Origin of the sequence: Nocardioides sp. JS614, assembly GCF_000015265.1 — a bacterium.
Taxonomy (GTDB): Bacteria; Actinomycetota; Actinomycetes; order Propionibacteriales; family Nocardioidaceae; genus Nocardioides.
Window position 1 is genome coordinate 4,624,830 of record NC_008699.1, and the last position, 15,263, is coordinate 4,640,092.

Annotated in this window: 14 protein-coding genes; 2 read left to right on the plus strand and 12 right to left on the minus strand. The window is 74.7% G+C overall.

Translation table 11 applies throughout. The features are described 5' to 3' along the window. Positions 1–46: 46 nt before the first annotated feature. The 6 genes from NOCA_RS23620 to NOCA_RS26175 all read right to left on the minus strand — a co-directional run bounded on the left by NOCA_RS23620 (position 47) and on the right by NOCA_RS26175 (position 5,614). Positions 47–1,441, minus strand: a complete 1,395-nt coding sequence (locus NOCA_RS23620; RefSeq protein ID WP_011757801.1) for a cytochrome P450 — start codon at positions 1,439–1,441, stop codon at positions 47–49. 65 nt (positions 1,442–1,506) lie between these two features. After that, positions 1,507–2,259: a ZIP family metal transporter gene (locus tag NOCA_RS23625; RefSeq protein ID WP_011757802.1), complete on the minus strand. Its 753-nt coding sequence runs from the start codon at positions 2,257–2,259 to the stop codon at positions 1,507–1,509. 110 nt (positions 2,260–2,369) lie between these two features. Then, positions 2,370–3,281, minus strand: a complete 912-nt coding sequence (locus NOCA_RS23630; protein ID WP_011757803.1) for a sucrase ferredoxin — start codon at positions 3,279–3,281, stop codon at positions 2,370–2,372. Further along, complete coding sequence (locus tag NOCA_RS23635; RefSeq protein ID WP_011757804.1) at positions 3,278–4,489, minus strand: cupin domain-containing protein; 1,212 nt, start codon at positions 4,487–4,489, stop codon at positions 3,278–3,280. The genes NOCA_RS23630 and NOCA_RS23635 overlap by 4 nt, the downstream gene beginning before the upstream one ends. Next, positions 4,490–4,714 carry a hypothetical protein gene (locus NOCA_RS23640; RefSeq protein ID WP_011757805.1) on the minus strand — a complete coding sequence of 75 codons (225 nt, stop codon included), beginning with the start codon at positions 4,712–4,714 and terminating at the stop codon, positions 4,490–4,492. Between the two features lie 45 nt (positions 4,715–4,759). Beyond that, the gene (locus tag NOCA_RS26175; RefSeq protein WP_011757806.1) at positions 4,760–5,614 is read right to left on the minus strand and encodes a sucrase ferredoxin; all 855 of its coding nucleotides are present in this window, start codon (positions 5,612–5,614) and stop codon (positions 4,760–4,762) included. Positions 5,615–5,747: 133 nt separating this feature from the next. On the opposite strand from NOCA_RS26175, the gene NOCA_RS23650 reads away from it, so the two are divergent. Next, entirely contained in the window at positions 5,748–6,893 is a 1,146-nt protein-coding gene (locus NOCA_RS23650; RefSeq protein WP_011757807.1) for a TIGR04053 family radical SAM/SPASM domain-containing protein, read from the plus strand. A 45-nt stretch (positions 6,894–6,938) separates the two neighbouring features. On the opposite strand, the gene NOCA_RS23655 is transcribed toward NOCA_RS23650, so the two are convergent. The 3 genes from NOCA_RS23655 to NOCA_RS23660 form a co-directional block, all read right to left on the minus strand. After that, complete coding sequence (locus tag NOCA_RS23655) at positions 6,939–9,959, minus strand: helix-turn-helix transcriptional regulator (RefSeq protein WP_011757808.1); 3,021 nt, start codon at positions 9,957–9,959, stop codon at positions 6,939–6,941. 13 nt (positions 9,960–9,972) lie between these two features. After that, on the minus strand, positions 9,973–10,128 hold the full coding sequence (locus tag NOCA_RS27695; RefSeq protein ID WP_158305697.1) for a hypothetical protein: 156 nt from the start codon (positions 10,126–10,128) through the stop codon (positions 9,973–9,975). Positions 10,129–10,203: 75 nt separating this feature from the next. Continuing rightward, positions 10,204–11,202 carry an AraC family transcriptional regulator gene (locus NOCA_RS23660; protein WP_011757809.1) on the minus strand — a complete coding sequence of 333 codons (999 nt, stop codon included), beginning with the start codon at positions 11,200–11,202 and terminating at the stop codon, positions 10,204–10,206. Positions 11,203–11,333: 131 nt separating this feature from the next. Here NOCA_RS23660 and NOCA_RS23665 point away from each other — a divergent pair, with 131 nt between their 5' ends. Beyond that, entirely contained in the window at positions 11,334–11,588 is a 255-nt protein-coding gene (locus NOCA_RS23665; protein ID WP_011757810.1) for a DUF4242 domain-containing protein, read from the plus strand. A gap of 20 nt (positions 11,589–11,608) precedes the next feature. Here the strand turns inward: NOCA_RS23665 and hutI are convergent, their stop codons facing one another. The 3 genes from hutI to NOCA_RS23680 are packed head-to-tail and all read right to left on the minus strand — an operon-like array spanning position 11,609 to position 15,242. Then, the gene (hutI, locus tag NOCA_RS23670; RefSeq protein WP_011757811.1) at positions 11,609–12,784 is read right to left on the minus strand and encodes an imidazolonepropionase; all 1,176 of its coding nucleotides are present in this window, start codon (positions 12,782–12,784) and stop codon (positions 11,609–11,611) included. Continuing rightward, positions 12,769–14,061 carry a formimidoylglutamate deiminase gene (locus NOCA_RS23675; protein WP_011757812.1) on the minus strand — a complete coding sequence of 431 codons (1,293 nt, stop codon included), beginning with the start codon at positions 14,059–14,061 and terminating at the stop codon, positions 12,769–12,771. Before NOCA_RS23675 ends, hutI begins: the two co-directional genes overlap by 16 nt. Next, entirely contained in the window at positions 14,058–15,242 is a 1,185-nt protein-coding gene (locus NOCA_RS23680) for an allantoate amidohydrolase (RefSeq protein WP_011757813.1), read from the minus strand. The genes NOCA_RS23675 and NOCA_RS23680 overlap by 4 nt, the downstream gene beginning before the upstream one ends. Positions 15,243–15,263: the final 21 nt, after the last annotated feature.

A 15,263-nucleotide genomic window follows, 5' to 3' on the forward strand; every position in this document is an offset into this window, starting at 1 on the left:
CTCAGGCACACGACCCGAACCCCGTCGGCCAACCTGATGTCCGTGGTCAGAACACCTGGCGAGCCGTGACGCGGATCCTGGTGCCGCGCCGGGGGACGCTGGTGATGTTGCGGACCTTCGGCTCGTCGCGGCCGAGCGCCTCGACGTCGTACGCCGCGAACACCTCGCGCAGCACCGCCACCCCCTCCATCAGCGAGAAACCGGCGCCCAGGCAGCGGCGCACGCCGCCGCCGAAGGGGATCCAGGTGTTCGCGGGCGGGTTCTGGCCCAGGAAGCGCTCGGGCCGGAACACGTCGGGATCGGGATGGTTGTCCTCACGCTGGTGGGCGATGATGATCGACGGCCCGACCGTGGTGCCCCTGGGCAGGTCCCAGCCGGCGATGGTGGCCGGCTCCATGAGGGTGCGCACCACCATCGGGATGATCGGGTGCAGCCGCATCGCCTCCTTGAGCACCGCCTCGAGGAAGTCGTCGTCCCCGCCGGCGGCCGCTCGCTGGCAGCGGGCCAGCAGCCCCGGGTCGCGGCCGGTCTCGTAGAGCGCCCAGGACAGCGCGGACGCCGTGGTCTCGTGGCCCGCGAGCAGCAGGGTCACCAGCTGGTCGCGCAGCTCGGTGTCGCTCAACCGGTCGCCGCTCTCGCCGCTGTCGCCCTGGAGGATCAGCCGGGACAGCACGTCGGTGCGCTCGGCCAGGTCGGTTGCGGTCCGCCGGTCGCGGATCTCGGCGTACATCAGCCGGTCCAGCTCGCGCTGGTTGTCGACGGTCGCCTTCCACGGGCCGAACCGCTGCAGCCAGGGGTAGCCCCAGCCGAGCAGGATCGCCGGGCTGATGTTGACCGTCTTGTTGACGCGCGGGCGCAGCCGCGCGAGGCGGGCCTCGTCGGTGACGCCGAAGACCACGCGCAGGATCACCTCGAGGGTGAGCGCGTTCATCCGGTCCAGCGCACGGAACTCCTGGCCGCTGCGCCAGCCGCCGACCTCGGCGCGGGCGACCTCGGTGACCAGCGCCTGGTACTCGCGCAGGGCGTGCCCGTTGAACGCGGGCATCAGCAGCTTGCGGGCCCGCTTGTGCTCGCGGGAGTCCTGGAGGAGCAGGGAGTGCTCGCCCATGATCGGGCCGAGGATGCCGTTCGCCTTGCCGGCGTGGAAGACCTCCGGGTCGCCGGCGAAGATCTCCTTGGCGTGCTCGGGTCGGGTGAAGAACACCAGCGGCCGGCCCCCGGGGGCGAGCCGGACGGTGAAGGCGTCGCCGTACTTGCGATGCAGGTAGGGGTGGAACCGGTGCCGGAAGCGCAGCAGCCCGGCGGTCTGGACGAGCACCGGCCAGCGCGGGCCGGGCGGCAGCCCGCTGCGGTCCACCGCGGGGAGCTTGCCCTGGTTGCCCGGGCTCATCCGCTGCATCCGCTCGGTGGTCAGCTCGCTCACGTCGTCCAGGGTCGCCATGGACCGACTCTAGGTCGCCTCGCCCGAATTGAATAGTCGTCAATAGTGGCGTCGCCGCCCGGCGGTCAGCCGGCGCGCTCGATGACGAACGAGGCCAGGAAGCCGACGGTGGCGATCAGGCCGGTGAGCAGGTGGGCGCGCTCGAAGGCCTCGGGGATCATCGTGTCGGCGACCATCGCCAGGATCGCGCCGGCGGCCAGCGCGGTGATCGCGGCGACGGTGCCGCCCGAGGCGTCCTGCAGCGCCAGCACGCCGAGGGCCCCGGCGATGCCGCTGGCCACCGCGATGCCCACCCACACCCCGAAGACGTAACGGGCGCTGCGGCCGTTGCGCTTCATGCCGGCCGAGCTCGAGAGTCCCTCGGGCAGGTTGGAGATGAAGATCGCCGCGAGGACCGGTACGCCGACGCCGCCGCCACCCAGCAGCGACAGGCCGAGCACCACCGACTCGGGCACCCCGTCGAGCAGCGCGCCGACGGCGATCGCCGTACCGCTCCCGGCCTGCTCCTCCTCCGACGGCTGCTCGTCACCGGAGCGCTTGCGGTGCCGGGCGCCGCGGCGGGCCAGGAGCGCGTTGGCCGCGACGTACGCGAGCGCGCCGCCGAGGAAGCCGAGGGCGGTCGCGGCCAGTCCGCCGGTCCGCTCGGCGTCGTCGACCAGGTCGAAGGCGAGCGCCGAGATCAGCACGCCGGCCCCGAACGCCATCACGCCCGCGACCACGACCCGCGGCACCCGCGTCCACCAGGCGATCGCCGCGCCGAGCACCAGCGCGCCCCCGGCCAGCAGGCCCCAGAGCCCCGCCTCCACCCAGATCGGCATCGGGCCACCCTACGTCCGACCTCCGCCGCTGTAACGCGGGGCGAGCACCCGGGCGAGGAAGGCGACCTGGTGGCGCACGGCGGCGTCGTGCCAGGCACCCGACCCTCCCGTCAGACCCGGCGCGTCACGCTGAGCAGCTCGTGAGCGGGCACCGGGTTCGCGCGGCGCGCCTTGCAGGTCAGCTGCGTGGCGGTGGCCGGGTCGCGGGTGGTCCGGACCCGGACGTCGTACGTCGCACCCGCCACCGCGAAGACGGCCGTGGTCAGGTCCGCCTCGACCGAGCGACCGACGAGCACGACGTCCGGCTCCCGGGTCGCCCCCAGCTCGCGACGCAGGAGGATCTCCGCGGCCTGCACGGCCATCGGCTGGGAGGAGCGGCCGCGCAGGTGGTCCAGGTCGAGCTCGCCGGCGAGGTGGGCGCCCGCGACCGCGAGCGCGGCGGCGGGATCGAGCCGCCCGTAGTAGAGCCCCTGCGGCAGCACCACCAGGTTGCCGGCGAACCGGTCGCCGCCGATGTGCGAGACCTCCCAGGTCTCCTCGGGGTGCGCCCGGTCCAGGGCCCGGGCGATCGGGCGGCCGCGCTCCGCACAGCAGGCGTCGTGCCGGCCGTTGGTGCACACGCAGAACAGCGCGCTGTCGTACGCCGACAGGCCGGTCGACCCACCGTCTCGGAACCCGGCCAGGTCGAGGTCGAGCACCTCGCGCACGTCGCCCAGCCGGCCGGCCTCGATCCGCGGCCGGACCGGGTCGGCCAGCGCGGCGAACACCCGCACACCGGCGCCGTCCGACGTCGAGCTGAACCGCCGGATCAGCAGGATCTTCGCGCGCAGCGCCCGGGCCCGGTCCTTGAGCGCCGGGCCGACGCCCTCGGGCAGGCGGGCGTCGAGCAGGGCGTCGGCGCCCCACGGCCCGGTGTGCTCGACCAGGAGCCAGGCCCGGACCTGGGTCGCGGTGCCGGCGACCGGCTCGTCGCGCAGGAGGCTGGCGGCCGCACAGCGGAATGCCGGAGGCGGCGGGCTCACCGGACCTCCAGGAGGCCCTCCCGGACCAGTCGTCGGCACAGCACCAGGCGGCTCTGCTCGTCGAGCGGCAGGTCGGCCGGCGTCAGCTCGCCGCGAGCGCGGACCGCCTCGAGTGCCGGGCGGATCCACGCGGGCACGGTCAGCGACCGGTCGCCGAGCAGCACCTCGACCCGCTCACCCCGGTCGAGGAGCACGCAGGGGTGGCCGGGCCGGCGGCGCAGCAGGGTGGTGTCGGTGATCGTGCCGTGGGCGAGCACGTCGTGCAGCCCGCCGTCCAGGCGCGGCGGCCGCGAGGTGAGGAACCGCCGCACCTCGGCCTCGACGGCGGCGGTCGCGTCCAGGCGGCGGACGGCGTCCGCGAGTCGCTCGAGCCGGTCCGCGAGCGGGCCGGCGAGCGCGGCCGGGTCGTCGAGGTAGCCGGCCGGCAGGTGCTCGTCGGCCACCTCGCCGAGGGCCCCGGCCACGGTCCGCTCGACCAGGCCGCGCCAGGTGAGCTGGTTGATGCCGAGCGTGACGTGCAAGGAGACGGTGTCCTGGGCACGGGCCGCGTGCGGCGTGCCGGTCGGCAGGTACATCGACACCCCGGGCTCGAGCAGCACCTCCTCGGGGCCGTCCGGCCCGTGCACCTCCCAGCGCTTCGAGCCGGCGGTCTGGAACACGAACACGTCGTGGGAGTCCGAGTGCACCGCGAAGCCCTGCGCGCCCGGCGGGGTGAGGTACGCGTTGGCCTGGCACGGGTGGCCCAGCTCGAGCTCGAGCCGGGCGATCAGCCGGGTCAGCGGGGGCCAGTAGCGGTGCAGGCCCTGGAAGACGACGGTCGCGCCGTCGTCGAAGAGCGCCAGCGCCTTGCGGGCGTCGACCAGCCCGGTCAGCGGCTTGCCGGCGAGGCTCGCCCGTCGGGTGTACGCCGACTCCGGGAGCACCGCGCCGTCCTTGGCCAGCCGGATCGACGGCGTCCGGACGGCGCTCGAGGTCAGCAGGTGGTCGGCGTCGGCGAGCGCGAACAGCCCGACCAGGCTGTCCGGGCCGTCGGCGCTGCCGGGGCTGTCGGGGTCGGCGGGGCCGCTGCGGTGCAGGTGCACGCGCGACGCCCAGACCTTCGCCAGGAAGGTCTGGGCGTCACCGCTCAACAACTCGAGGGCAGGCAGCTCCCGGGCAGGCAGCTCGCGGGCAGGCGGGTCCAGGGCGGGCCGGTCGAGCGCGCTCACTCAGGAGGCGTCCCCGTCGGTGCCGTCGCCGTCGGTGCCGTCACTGTCCGAGCCGTCGCCGTCGGTGGTGTCGGTCGCGTCGCCGTCGGTCCCGTCCCCGTCGGTCCCGTCGGCGTCGCCGCCGTCGGTGCCGTCGGCGTCACCGCCGAGGCCGACCGTGGGGTCGCCCGCCGGGGCGGTGGTCATGTCGTCGTCGTTGAGAGGCTCTTCGGGCGTGGTGGTCATGACGTCCTCCTGGGTCGGTCGGGAACGGGATCGTCGATCTCCCGATCAGGTACCCCAGCCGACGACCGTGTACACGGGCGCGGCCTTCGTCCGAAGGTCCGCGCAGCTGTGCCGGCGCGGGGCGCCGAGCGACTCCTCGACCTCGACCAGGTACGCCGCGCCGCCGGCCTCCAGGCGCACCCGCCCGTCCTCCACCCCCACCACGCGGATGTCGTCGAGCCGGTGGAGCCCCAGCTCGGCGCGCAGGTACAGCTCGGCCACCTGGGCGATCCCCGGCAGGCCGGAGCGGCCGCGGGCCAGGTGGGCGGGCAGCCGGCCGGCCTCCAGGGCCGCACAGGCCGCGACGGCGGACCCCGGGTCGAGCCGGCCGAGCACCACGCCCGCCGGGAGCGCGAGCAGGGTCCCGGAGAACCGGTGCCCGCCCAGGTGACTGGTCTCCCAGGTCGCGTCCGGCCAGCGGGCGGCCAGCGCGGCGGCGACCGGACGACCGCGCTCGGCGCAGCACAGGTCGCGCCGCCCGTTCGTGCACACCAGCCACAGCGGGTCGCCGTACGGCTCCCAGGAGAGGTCGTCGAGACCGCCGAGCAGCTCGGTCGGGTCCGCGAGCAGCGCCGTGCGCACGACCGGCCGGTCGCCCAGCACCGCGGAGAAGACCCGCACGCCCGGCCCGGAGGCGCCGCCCGGGCGGCGGATCAGCTGGACCCGTACGCCGTCGAGGCCGGCCAGGTGGTCACGAACGGCCTCGGGCAGCCGGCACTCGGCGACCGCCTGGCGGCCCCACGGGCCGGGCTGCTCGACGAACAGCCACGCAACGTCGGCGGGCGCGGTGCCGGCCATCGGCTCGGTGTCGAGCAGGCTGGCCCCGGCACAGCGGTAGTCCGAGGCGGCGGTCGCGGTCACGGGTCCCGAGTATGGCTGTGCGGTGGGCGGTGAGCCGATCCGCCCCCTCGCCGGACGGGCCCGGCGGGCCGTGCGTGATCGAGCACACGCCGGCCGGCTCGCCTTCTGGCGGCCAGTTCTCTAGGCTCAAGCCGTGCATATTCGTGCGGGCGCCGACCAGCGGGCGGTGCGACAGCTCCACCACGACCCGGGAGACCGCCCGCTGATCACGATCTGGGAGGTCACCCGCGCCTGTGCCCTGGTCTGCCGGCACTGCCGGGCCGACGCCCAGACCCGGGCGGACCCGCGCCAGCTCACCACGGAGCAGGGCAAGGCGCTGCTGGACGACATCGCGGGCTTCGGCAAGCCGTACCCGATCGTCGTGCTCACCGGCGGCGACCCCTTCGAGCGGCCGGATCTCGCCGAGCTGGTCCGCTACGGGACCGCGCTGGGCCTCCACGTCGCGCTCTCACCCTCGGTGACCCCGCGGCTCACCCCGGACGTGCTCGCCGAGCTGCGTGCCGCCGGCGCCGTCGCCATGTCTCTCTCCCTGGACGGCGCGGTCGCCGAGACGCACGACTCGTTCCGTGGCGTGCCCGGGGTCTTCGAGGACACCCTGCGCGCCGCGCGGTGGGTCAAGGAGGCGGGCTTCCGGCTCCAGGTCAACACGACCGTCACCCAGGGCAACGTGCACGAGCTGCCCGACGTGCTGCGCACGGTCATCGACCTGGGCGCCTCGCTGTGGAGCGTGTTCTTCCTGGTGCCGACCGGCCGCGGCACGGCGCTGACCCCGCTCACGGCGCCGGAGGTCGAGGACGTGCTGCACTGGATGCACGACGTCTCCGACCTGGTCGCCGTCAAGGCCACCGAGGCGCCGCACTACCGACGGGTCGCGATCCAGCGGGCCCGTGGCGACCACGCCGAGCTCGGCGAGCTGTACCGGCGGCTGACGGCGGCGACCGCGAGCCTGCGCCAGGGGCGCACCGAGCAGCTCCGCCGGCCGCGGCCACCGATCGACGTCAACTCCGGCCGCGGGTTCGCGTTCATCGACCACCTCGGCGACGTCTACCCCTCCGGCTTCCTGCCGCAGCGCTGCGGCAACGTCACCGAGCAGGGCTTCCGGGAGCTCTACCGCACCGACCCGCTGCTGCTGTCGCTGCGAGACGCGTCGGCCTTCCACGGCCCGTGCGGGACCTGCGAGTTCCGCGAGGTGTGCGGCGGGTCGCGCTCGCACGCGTACGCCGTCACCGGCGACGTGCTCGGCTCCGACCCGACCTGCGTGTACGTCACCGCGAGCTGACCGACCAGCACCGGGCGCCGACCCCGGGCCGACCCCGGGCCGACGTCAGCCGATCAGCCCCCGGCGCCGGGCGATCGCGGCGGCCTCGGTGCGCCCGGAGGCGTCCAGCTTGCCGAGGATGTTCGAGACGTGCACGGAGACGGTCTTCGCGCTGATGAACAGCTGCTTGGCGATCTCGCCGTTGGACCGGCCCTGGGCGACGAGCTGGAGGACCTCGCTCTCGCGCGGGGTCAGCGCGTCCGGCACGGACTCGGTACGTGCCGGGGCGCTGCCGATCGAGCGGAGCTCGTCGAGCAGCGGCCGGGCGCCCAGCTGGTGGGCGCTCGCGCGGGCCAGGTCGCCGAGCTCACGGCCGCCGGCGAGGTCGCCGGTGGCGCGGAGGATGCCGGCCAGGGCGGTGCGCACCCGGGCCAGCTCGTAGGCGTGGCCGAAGTCCTCGAACAGCACCGCGGCGTCGCGCCAGGTGTCCACCAGCGCGTCCAGCGGCGGGGCGTCGATCCCGGCGAGCCACCGGACCCGCAGCGTCTCCGCGTCGAGCCGCTTCATCCAGGCACGGCCCTCCGGTCCCCAGTGACCGGAGGGGTCGGAGTAGCGCTGCAGCACGACATGCCCGTCGGCGTGGATCCGATCGACGCGGCCGACGTACGACGCCCGCTCGGCGGCGGAGAGCGCCGGCATCGCCTGGGCGACCGCGCCGATGGTGAGCGCGCCCAGCCGGATCCGCGCGCTGAACCACTCGTGCCAGATCCGGGTGAGCACGGCGACGACCGCGTCGTACACCTCGATCGCGCCGGCGGCGTCGCGGCGCAGGCCCGCCGCATCCAGCTCGACCGCGCTGGCGTTGATGGCCACGCCACCCTCCCGGGCCCAGAACTTCCGCAGCGCCCGGGCTTCGGCGCGCACGTCCTCACCCCGCGCCTGGAGCACCTGCATCCGCAGCGGCGCGATCAGCGCCCGGGGGATCGCGGGGGGCGGTGTGTCCTGGCCGGTGTCGGTCAGCGCGAGTGCGTCGTCCCAGCGGCCGCGGACCACCAGCACCCAGGCCAGCTGCCAGCGGGCCTCGAAGGCGTACGGCGCGTACGGGATGCCGGCGTCGGCGCCACGCTCGATGGCGCTGCGGAACCAGCGCTCGGTCTCGTCGAACTCCGCCCAGTCCTGGTAGGAGCGGCCCAGCAGGTAGCGGGCGCGCATCTCCGAGGACAGCGCCCCGGACGCCTCGGCCCGGGCGACCGCGTCCGCGAGGGCTTGGCGCAGGCCCTCCTTCGGGCCGGCCTTCTTGAGGCCGCTGAGGGTGGTGATCACCTCGGAGGCCAGCTCGTGCAGGTCGAGCCGCTCTGCCAGGTGGAGGGCGTCCAGCCCGACGGTCTGGGCCTCGTCGTACTGGCCCATCCCGGCCAGCACCCGGGCGTGGTTGGCGAGCACCCGGGTGCGCAGCCCGCTGTCGCCGTCGGGCACCAGGGCGACCGCCTCGGTGGACATCCCGACCGGATCGTCGCTGCCCTCGATCATCATCGTCAGCAGCGCCTGGGTCGACATCATCCGGGCCCGCCAGGTCGTCGGCGCGTCCACCGGGAGCCGTTCGACCTGGTCGGCGATCACCTTGACCGCGCGCTCGGGGTCGCCGCTGGCGGAGAGCGCCTCGGCGGCGCTGACGACGAGCTTGGACAGGTCGAGGTCGACCTGCGCGCAGCGGCGCGGGTCGACGAGCAGCTCGAGGGCTTGCTGGTAGTGGTAGGCCGCCTCGTCCGGGCCACCGACCCGCGAGGCCTCGTCGCCGGCCTGGATGCTCGCGGTCAGCGCGGTGTCCAGGTCCATCGCCAGCCGGGCGTGGCGGGCCAGCTCCGCGGCCGTGCCCCGCGCCCCGGCCCGCAGGGCGGCGACATACTGGGCGTGCAGCCGGACCCGCTCGCCCGGCAGGAGGTCGTCGTACACCGCCTCGCCGAGGAGCGCGTGGCGGAAGGAGTAGCGGCCGTCCCCGGCGACGAGGATGTTCATCTCGACCGCCTTGCGCAGGCCCTCGTCGAGCTCGGCGTCGGCGAGCCCGGAGGCCGCGGCCAGGGTCTCGTGCGAGACCCGGCGGCCCGAGACGCTGGCCGTGCGGACCACCTGCCGGGCGGTGTCGTCGAGCCGGTCCAGGCGGACCAGGAGCACGTCGGCGAGGTCGGCGGGGACCCAGCGGCCCGGCCCGGCGGCGGCGCTGGTGAGCTCCTCCACGAAGAACGCGTTGCCCTCGGCGCGGTCGACGATGTCGGCGAGCTCGCGCTCGGCCAGGCCCTCGGGGGCCAGCTCGGCGATGAGGGCGCGGACCGCGTCGTCGGACAGCGGGGAGAGCGGTACCCGGTGCACGCCGCGGATCCGGGACCACTCCGCGACCTGGCGGCGCAGCGGGTGCCGGCGGTGCAGGTCGTCGGAGCGGTACGACGCCACGACCGAGACCGGGCCCGCGAACGGACGGCTGAACAGGAAGCTGAGCATGTCGCGGGTCGACTGGTCGGCCCAGTGGGTGTCCTCGATGACCAGCAGCAGCGGCGCCGAGGTGGCGGCCGACTCGAGGAGCGCGTGCACGGCCTCGAAGAGGTCGCTGCGGTCGAGCGCGCCGAGGTCGTCGCTCGAGCGCGCCGGGGAGCCCATCACCCGGCGGCCCGGCTGGAGGCGGGCGAGCGCGGAGTGCCGGCCGGCGACCTCCTCGACGAGGTCCGGCAGGTCGGCGGCGAGCCGGCCGAGGACCTCCGAGAACGGCAGGTAGGGCAGCGCGCTGTCACCGAAGTCCAGGCAGTGGCCCGCGACCACCTGCCAGCCCTCGGTGAACGCCAGGTCGCGCAGCTCGGTGAGCAGCCGGGTCTTGCCGACGCCGGCGTCGCCGGAGAGCAGCACCAGGCCGGTGCCGGTGCCGGCCGGACGGACGCCGAGCAACGAAGCGATCTCCGTCAGCTCGGCGTCTCGTCCGACCAGGGTTCGGCTGGTGTGTGCGGCCACGTCGCCCATGATCGCGTGTTCCGGAGACAGCTGCCGCGCATTCGCGGAGGGATCGCCGCCCGGGACCAGGCGCAGCGCGGGCTGGGTCATCGCGGCGCGCCGCTCAGCGCACCGTCGTCCAGGTCAGGCCGTCGACGTCCCGGCTGCGGCGTACCAGCGCCCGCCGCTTGCGGCGGCCCGCCAGGTCGGCCTGGGCCCGGTTGATCCGGTACTCCAGCTCGGTCTTCACGTAGTCGCGGTGTGCGGTGTTGTCGTACATGGTGGGCTCCTCAGCTCCTCGGTGGTGAGACCGAGAGTGGTTCGCTGAGGTAGGCACGCACATCGGGAAGGTGCCTTATCTGTGGTCCGACCCGGGCTCGCGAGGCGTCTGAGGCACCCGGCCCGAGGTCTGCCGCCACTGCCGCGGAGAGCGGCCGTGGGCCCGCTTGAACGCCCGGCTGAACGCCTCCTCCGACTCGTAGCCGACCCGGTGGGCGATCACCGCCACGCCGAGCTCGCTGGACTCGAGCAGATCCCGGGCCAGGTGCATCCGCCAGCCGGCCAGGTAGCGGATCGGGGGCATCCCGAGGACCGTGCGGAACCGCTCGTCGAGGAGGGACTCCGAGACCGCGGCGACCCGCGCCAGCTCGGCCACGCTCCAGTGCGCTGCCGGGTCGGCGTGCATCGCGGCCATGGCCGGCGCCAGCACCGGGTGGTGGAGCGCACCGAGCCAGCCGTGGTGCGCCGCGGGCGCGTTCGCGAGGTGCAGCCGGAGCACCTCGACCAGCAGCAGCTCGGGAAGCCGGGGCGGCACCTCGAACCGGCCGTCCGCGACCTGGGCGGTCTGCTGCAGGGCGTAGGCGATGCTGGCCCGCACGAACTCCTGGGCCTCGCCGACCGGACTGACGACGAACACCGGCGGCAGCGCCGAGAGCCGCGGGTCGAACAGCGGGTCCTCGCTCGCGAGATAGCCGCACACCACCTGGGTCGGGTCGCCGCCACCGCCGTGCTCGATGGCGGGCATCCGGGTCCACGGTGGCGGCTGGACGAGGGTCCCGACCTGGACCGGCTCGACCGACTCGACCCCGCCCATCCGATGGGTGTCGCCGTAGGGCAGCACGACCACGTCACCGGCGTCGGCCCAGTGCCGGTCCCCGTCGCCCACCTGGATCCAGCAGCGCCCCCGGCCGATCACGTGCATGAGGACGACCCGCTCCGCCCCGGGCACGAGCAGCGCGGCAAGGTCGGCCCCCGGGACGGACTCGTAGGCCCACGCCTCGCTGTAGGAGCCGCGCAGGAAGATCGCGCCCTCGAGACGGAGCTTGGCCAACGCGTCGGCGAGCGGGTTCGTCATCTGCTCAGCATGAGTCCGAGAGACCTCCTCCGACAGATCCCGGACGGGTCATGTACTCCGGGCGTTCGGTCATGGTCCTCGGCAGCGGTGTCAGCCGAGACTCGACAGACCACCAACGAGAGGAGAGCGCGATGCCGCTCTACATGGACGTCCACGAGACCCTGCCGGAGGGCGCGACCGCCGCCGACGTGGCGGGCGCGCACGCCGAGGACCTGAAGATCCAGGCCAAGTACGGCGTGGACTACCGCAGCTACTGGGTCGACGAGGCCAACGGCAAGGTGTTCTGCCTGGTCGACGCCCCGAACCCGGAGGCAGCCGCCGCCGTCCACCGCGAGGCGCACGGGCTGGTCGCGGACCACATCCACGAGGTGGTCGCCGGATCCTGAGCGGCCGCGTCCTCGTCGTATTACAGCGGACGGCCGGCGACCCAGGTCTGGCGGACGAGAGGGACGCCGGGGCGGTAGGCGAGGTGGACGTGGGAGGGGGCGTCGAGCACCGCGAGGTCGGCGCGGCGCCCGGGCACGAGCGCGCCGATCCCGTGCTGCCCGTCGCGGTCCAGGGCCTGGGCACCGCGGTAGGTCGCCGCGTGCACCGCCTCCGCGGGGGTCATCCCCATCTCACGGACGGCGAGCGCGATGCACAGCGGGATCGAGCTGGTGAAGCAGGACCCGGGGTTGCAGTCGCTGGCCAGAGCCACCCGGACGCCCGCGTCGAGGAGGCGGCGGGCGTCGGGATAGGGCTGCCGGGTCGAAAACTCGACCCCGGGCAGCAGCGTGGCGATGGTGCCGCTGTCGCGCAGCGCGGCGACGTCCTCGTCGGCCAGGTAGGTGCAGTGGTCGACCGCGACCAGGCCGAGCTCGGCGGCGAGCCGGACGCCCTCTCCGTAGGTCAGCTGGTTGGCGTGCAGCCGGCCGCGCAGTCCGGCCGCCGCGCCGGCGTCCAGGATCGCCCGGGCCTGGTCGGCGTCGAAGGCGCCGCGCTCACAGAACACGTCGATCCAGCGGGCGTGCTCCCGGGCCGCGTCGAGCATCGGGCCGGTGACCAGGTCGACGTACTCCCCCGGGTCGCCGTCGGGCACGACGTGCGCCCCGAGGAACGTCGTCTCCTCGGTGAACTGCCGCGCGACCGCGAGGCTGCGGGCCTCGTCGTGGACGGTCAGCCCGTAGCCGCTCTTGATCTCGACCGTGGTCGTGCCCTGGCGGCGCATCTCCTCGACCAGCCGGGCGACGTGGCTGGTGAGCTGCTCGTCGGTGGCGGCCCGGGTGGCGGCCACCGTCGTGCGGATGCCGCCGGCGGCGTACGGCGTCCCGGCCATCCGCGCCGCGAACTCCGCGGCCCGGTCGCCGGCGAAGACCAGATGACTGTGACTGTCCACGAAGCCGGGCAGCACCGCCCGGCCGCCGGCGTCGACGAGCTGGTCGGCGTCCGGGGCGTCGGCGGCGCGGCCCACCCAGGCGACCGTCGAGCCGTCGATCACGAGCGCGGCCTGCTCGACGATCCCGAGCAGCCCCCGGCCGTCGTCGGCGGCCTCGGGGTCGTTGGTGACGAGCTCGCCGATGTTCGTGATCAGGGTGCTTGCCACAGTGCCTCCATCGCAGCCGCCAGCTCGCGGCCGATGTCCTCGTGGTCGTCCTCGGACGCGACGACCCGGCCGTCGACGACGACGTGGGTGACGTCGGCGGCGGTGGCGGCGAAGACGGCGGTGTGCTCGTCGGCGCCGGTGCCGGCGGTGCGGGTGCTTCGCGTGTCGATCGTGACCAGGTCGGCCGGCGCACCGACCGCGATCTGCAGCCCGGCGGTGCCGATCGCTAACAGCTCGGCAGCTGACCAGTGCCCGCGCTCCTGGGTCGCGAGCCGCTCGTCCATCTCGAGGCCGCGCAGCTCCTCGAACGGGTCGATGACCGCGTGGCTGTCGCTGCCGATGCTGATCCGGCAGCCCACGTCCGCGAGCCGGCGCGCCGGGCCGATCCCGTCGGCGAGGTCACGCTCGGTGGTGGGCGTGATGCAGACGTTCGTGCGGGTGCTGCCGAGCAGCGCGATGTCGTCGTCGGTGAGGTGGGTGGCGTGCACGACGGTGGTGTCCGGACCCAGCAGACCCTCGTCGTGGAGCAGCCGGGTCGGGGTGACGCCGTACGCCGCCAGGCAGGCCTCGTTCTCGGCGACCTGCTCGGAGAGGTGGACGTGCAGGGGCGCGCGGCCGCGGAAGACCGCCAGCTGCTCGCGGGGGACGGCGCGCACGGAGTGGATCGCGGCCGGGCCGGCGCCGACCCGTGCGGCCCACCGCTCGGCGGTGCCGTCGCTGAACCGGAGCTGCACGCCCTCCGGCGGCGCGCCGAAGCCGCTGCTGACGTAGCAGGCGTCGAGCAGCGTGAGCCGGATGCCCGCCGCTCGTGCGGCCTCGCGGAGGGCGTCGCCCGTGGCCGGCTCCGGGTCGTGGAGGTAGTGGAACTCGGACACGCTCGTGTAGCCCGCCGCCACCATCTCCCGGAACGTCGCCCGGGCCAGGGTGAAGTAGGTGTCCGGGGTGAGCCGCTCCGCCACGGCGTACATCTGCTCGCGCCAGGTCCAGAACGTGCCCCGCCCCCGCTGGGTCCGCCCCCGCAGCGCCCGATGGAACGCGTGGCTGTGGTCGTTGGTCAGCCCGGGGAGGGTGAGGCCGGCGAGCCGGACGGTTTCCCCGGCTAGCCGGGGAAACCGGACGTTCTGGGCCGAAACTTCACCCGAGAAGCGGAGGCTTTGCCCTACCGGTGTGACGGATGTGAATCGGCCGTCCTCGATCTCGACGAGCACGTCGTCGCGGACGGCGCCGTCGACCCACGCCCGCTCGAGGAGGTACGCCGAGGAGGGGGACTCGGTCACCGGGCCAGCCGTTCCAGGGTGTCGGCCAGGGCGGAGACGCCGACCAGGCAGTCGGGGAGCTCCGCGTGCTCGGCCGGCGAGTGCGAGACCCCGGTCGGGTTGCGGACGAACAGCATCGCAGTCGGGATGCCGGCGGCGGAGAGGATGCCGGCGTCGTGGCCGGCCTGGGTCGGGATCACCGGCCAGTCGCCGCCCTCGTGGTCGGCGGCGACCCGGGCGGCGAGTGCGGGGTCGAACCGCACGGCCGGCGACACCGACTCGGCCGTCACGGACAGGACGGTGCCGTCCCGCCCGGCCCGGTCGGTCGCCTGGGTCGTGATCCCCTCGACGAGCGCGGCCAGCGACGACTCGGACGCGCACCGGGCGTCCAGCCACGCGGTCACGTGAGACGGCACGGCGTTGGTGCCGTTCGGCTCGACCGAGACCCGGCCGAAGGTCGCCCGCTCACCGGCGAGCCGCGCCTGCTTGTTGGCACCCAGGGCGGTGAACGCGTAGGTGAGCATCGGGTCGGCGCGGTCCTCCATCCGCGTGGTCCCGGCGTGGTTCGCGGTGCCGGCGAACTCGAAGCGGTAGCGCCCGTGCGGCCAGATCTCGCTCGCCACGCCCACCGCCGCACCGCGGTCCACGAGGTCGCGGCCCTGCTCGACGTGCAGCTCGACGAAGGTGCCCACCAAGGACAGCAGCGCGGACGCCCCGCCCTCGACCACGTCGCCGAAGGCGACGCCGTCCCGGTCGGGCAGCTCGCGCGCCCGCTCCCACGACACGGCGCCGGTCGCCAGCCGCGAGCCGAGGCAGGCCAACCCGAAGCGCGAGCCCTCCTCCTCCACGAACACCGAGACCCCGATCGGCCGCGCCGGCGCGACGCCGCGCGAGCGCAGCAGGTCGATCGCCGCCAGCGCCGACACCACGCCCAGCGGACCGTCGTACGCACCGCCGTCGAGCACCGAGTCCAGGTGCGACCCGGTGAGCACCGCGGGTCCGGCGCCGACGTCCCACCAGCCCACGACGTTGCCGAAGGGGTCGCTCTCCACCCGCAGCCCGCGGGCCCGGCACTGCTCCACGAACCAGGCGCGCAGCTCGGTCTCCGGAGCCGTGAAGGGTTGGCGGAAGTAGCCGCCGCTCGACGCGGAGCGCCCCACCGGGGCGAGGTCGGCCCACATCCGCTCGAAGTCGTCAGGCATGGTTCCCTCCATAATCCGGGC

Coding starts and splice junctions, on each gene's coding strand:
- NOCA_RS27695 (WP_158305697.1), bottom strand. CDS start 10,128: ATGTACGACAACACCGCACACCGCGACTACGTGAAGACCGAGCTGGAG.
- NOCA_RS23625 (WP_011757802.1), bottom strand. CDS start 2,259: ATGCCGATCTGGGTGGAGGCGGGGCTCTGGGGCCTGCTGGCCGGGGGC.
- NOCA_RS23680 (WP_011757813.1), bottom strand. CDS start 15,242: ATGCCTGACGACTTCGAGCGGATGTGGGCCGACCTCGCCCCGGTGGGG.
- NOCA_RS23640 (WP_011757805.1), bottom strand. CDS start 4,714: ATGACCACCACGCCCGAAGAGCCTCTCAACGACGACGACATGACCACC.
- NOCA_RS23665 (WP_011757810.1), top strand. CDS start 11,334: ATGCCGCTCTACATGGACGTCCACGAGACCCTGCCGGAGGGCGCGACC.
- NOCA_RS23655 (WP_011757808.1), bottom strand. CDS start 9,959: ATGACCCAGCCCGCGCTGCGCCTGGTCCCGGGCGGCGATCCCTCCGCG.
- NOCA_RS23620 (WP_011757801.1), bottom strand. CDS start 1,441: ATGGCGACCCTGGACGACGTGAGCGAGCTGACCACCGAGCGGATGCAG.
- NOCA_RS23660 (WP_011757809.1), bottom strand. CDS start 11,202: ATGACGAACCCGCTCGCCGACGCGTTGGCCAAGCTCCGTCTCGAGGGC.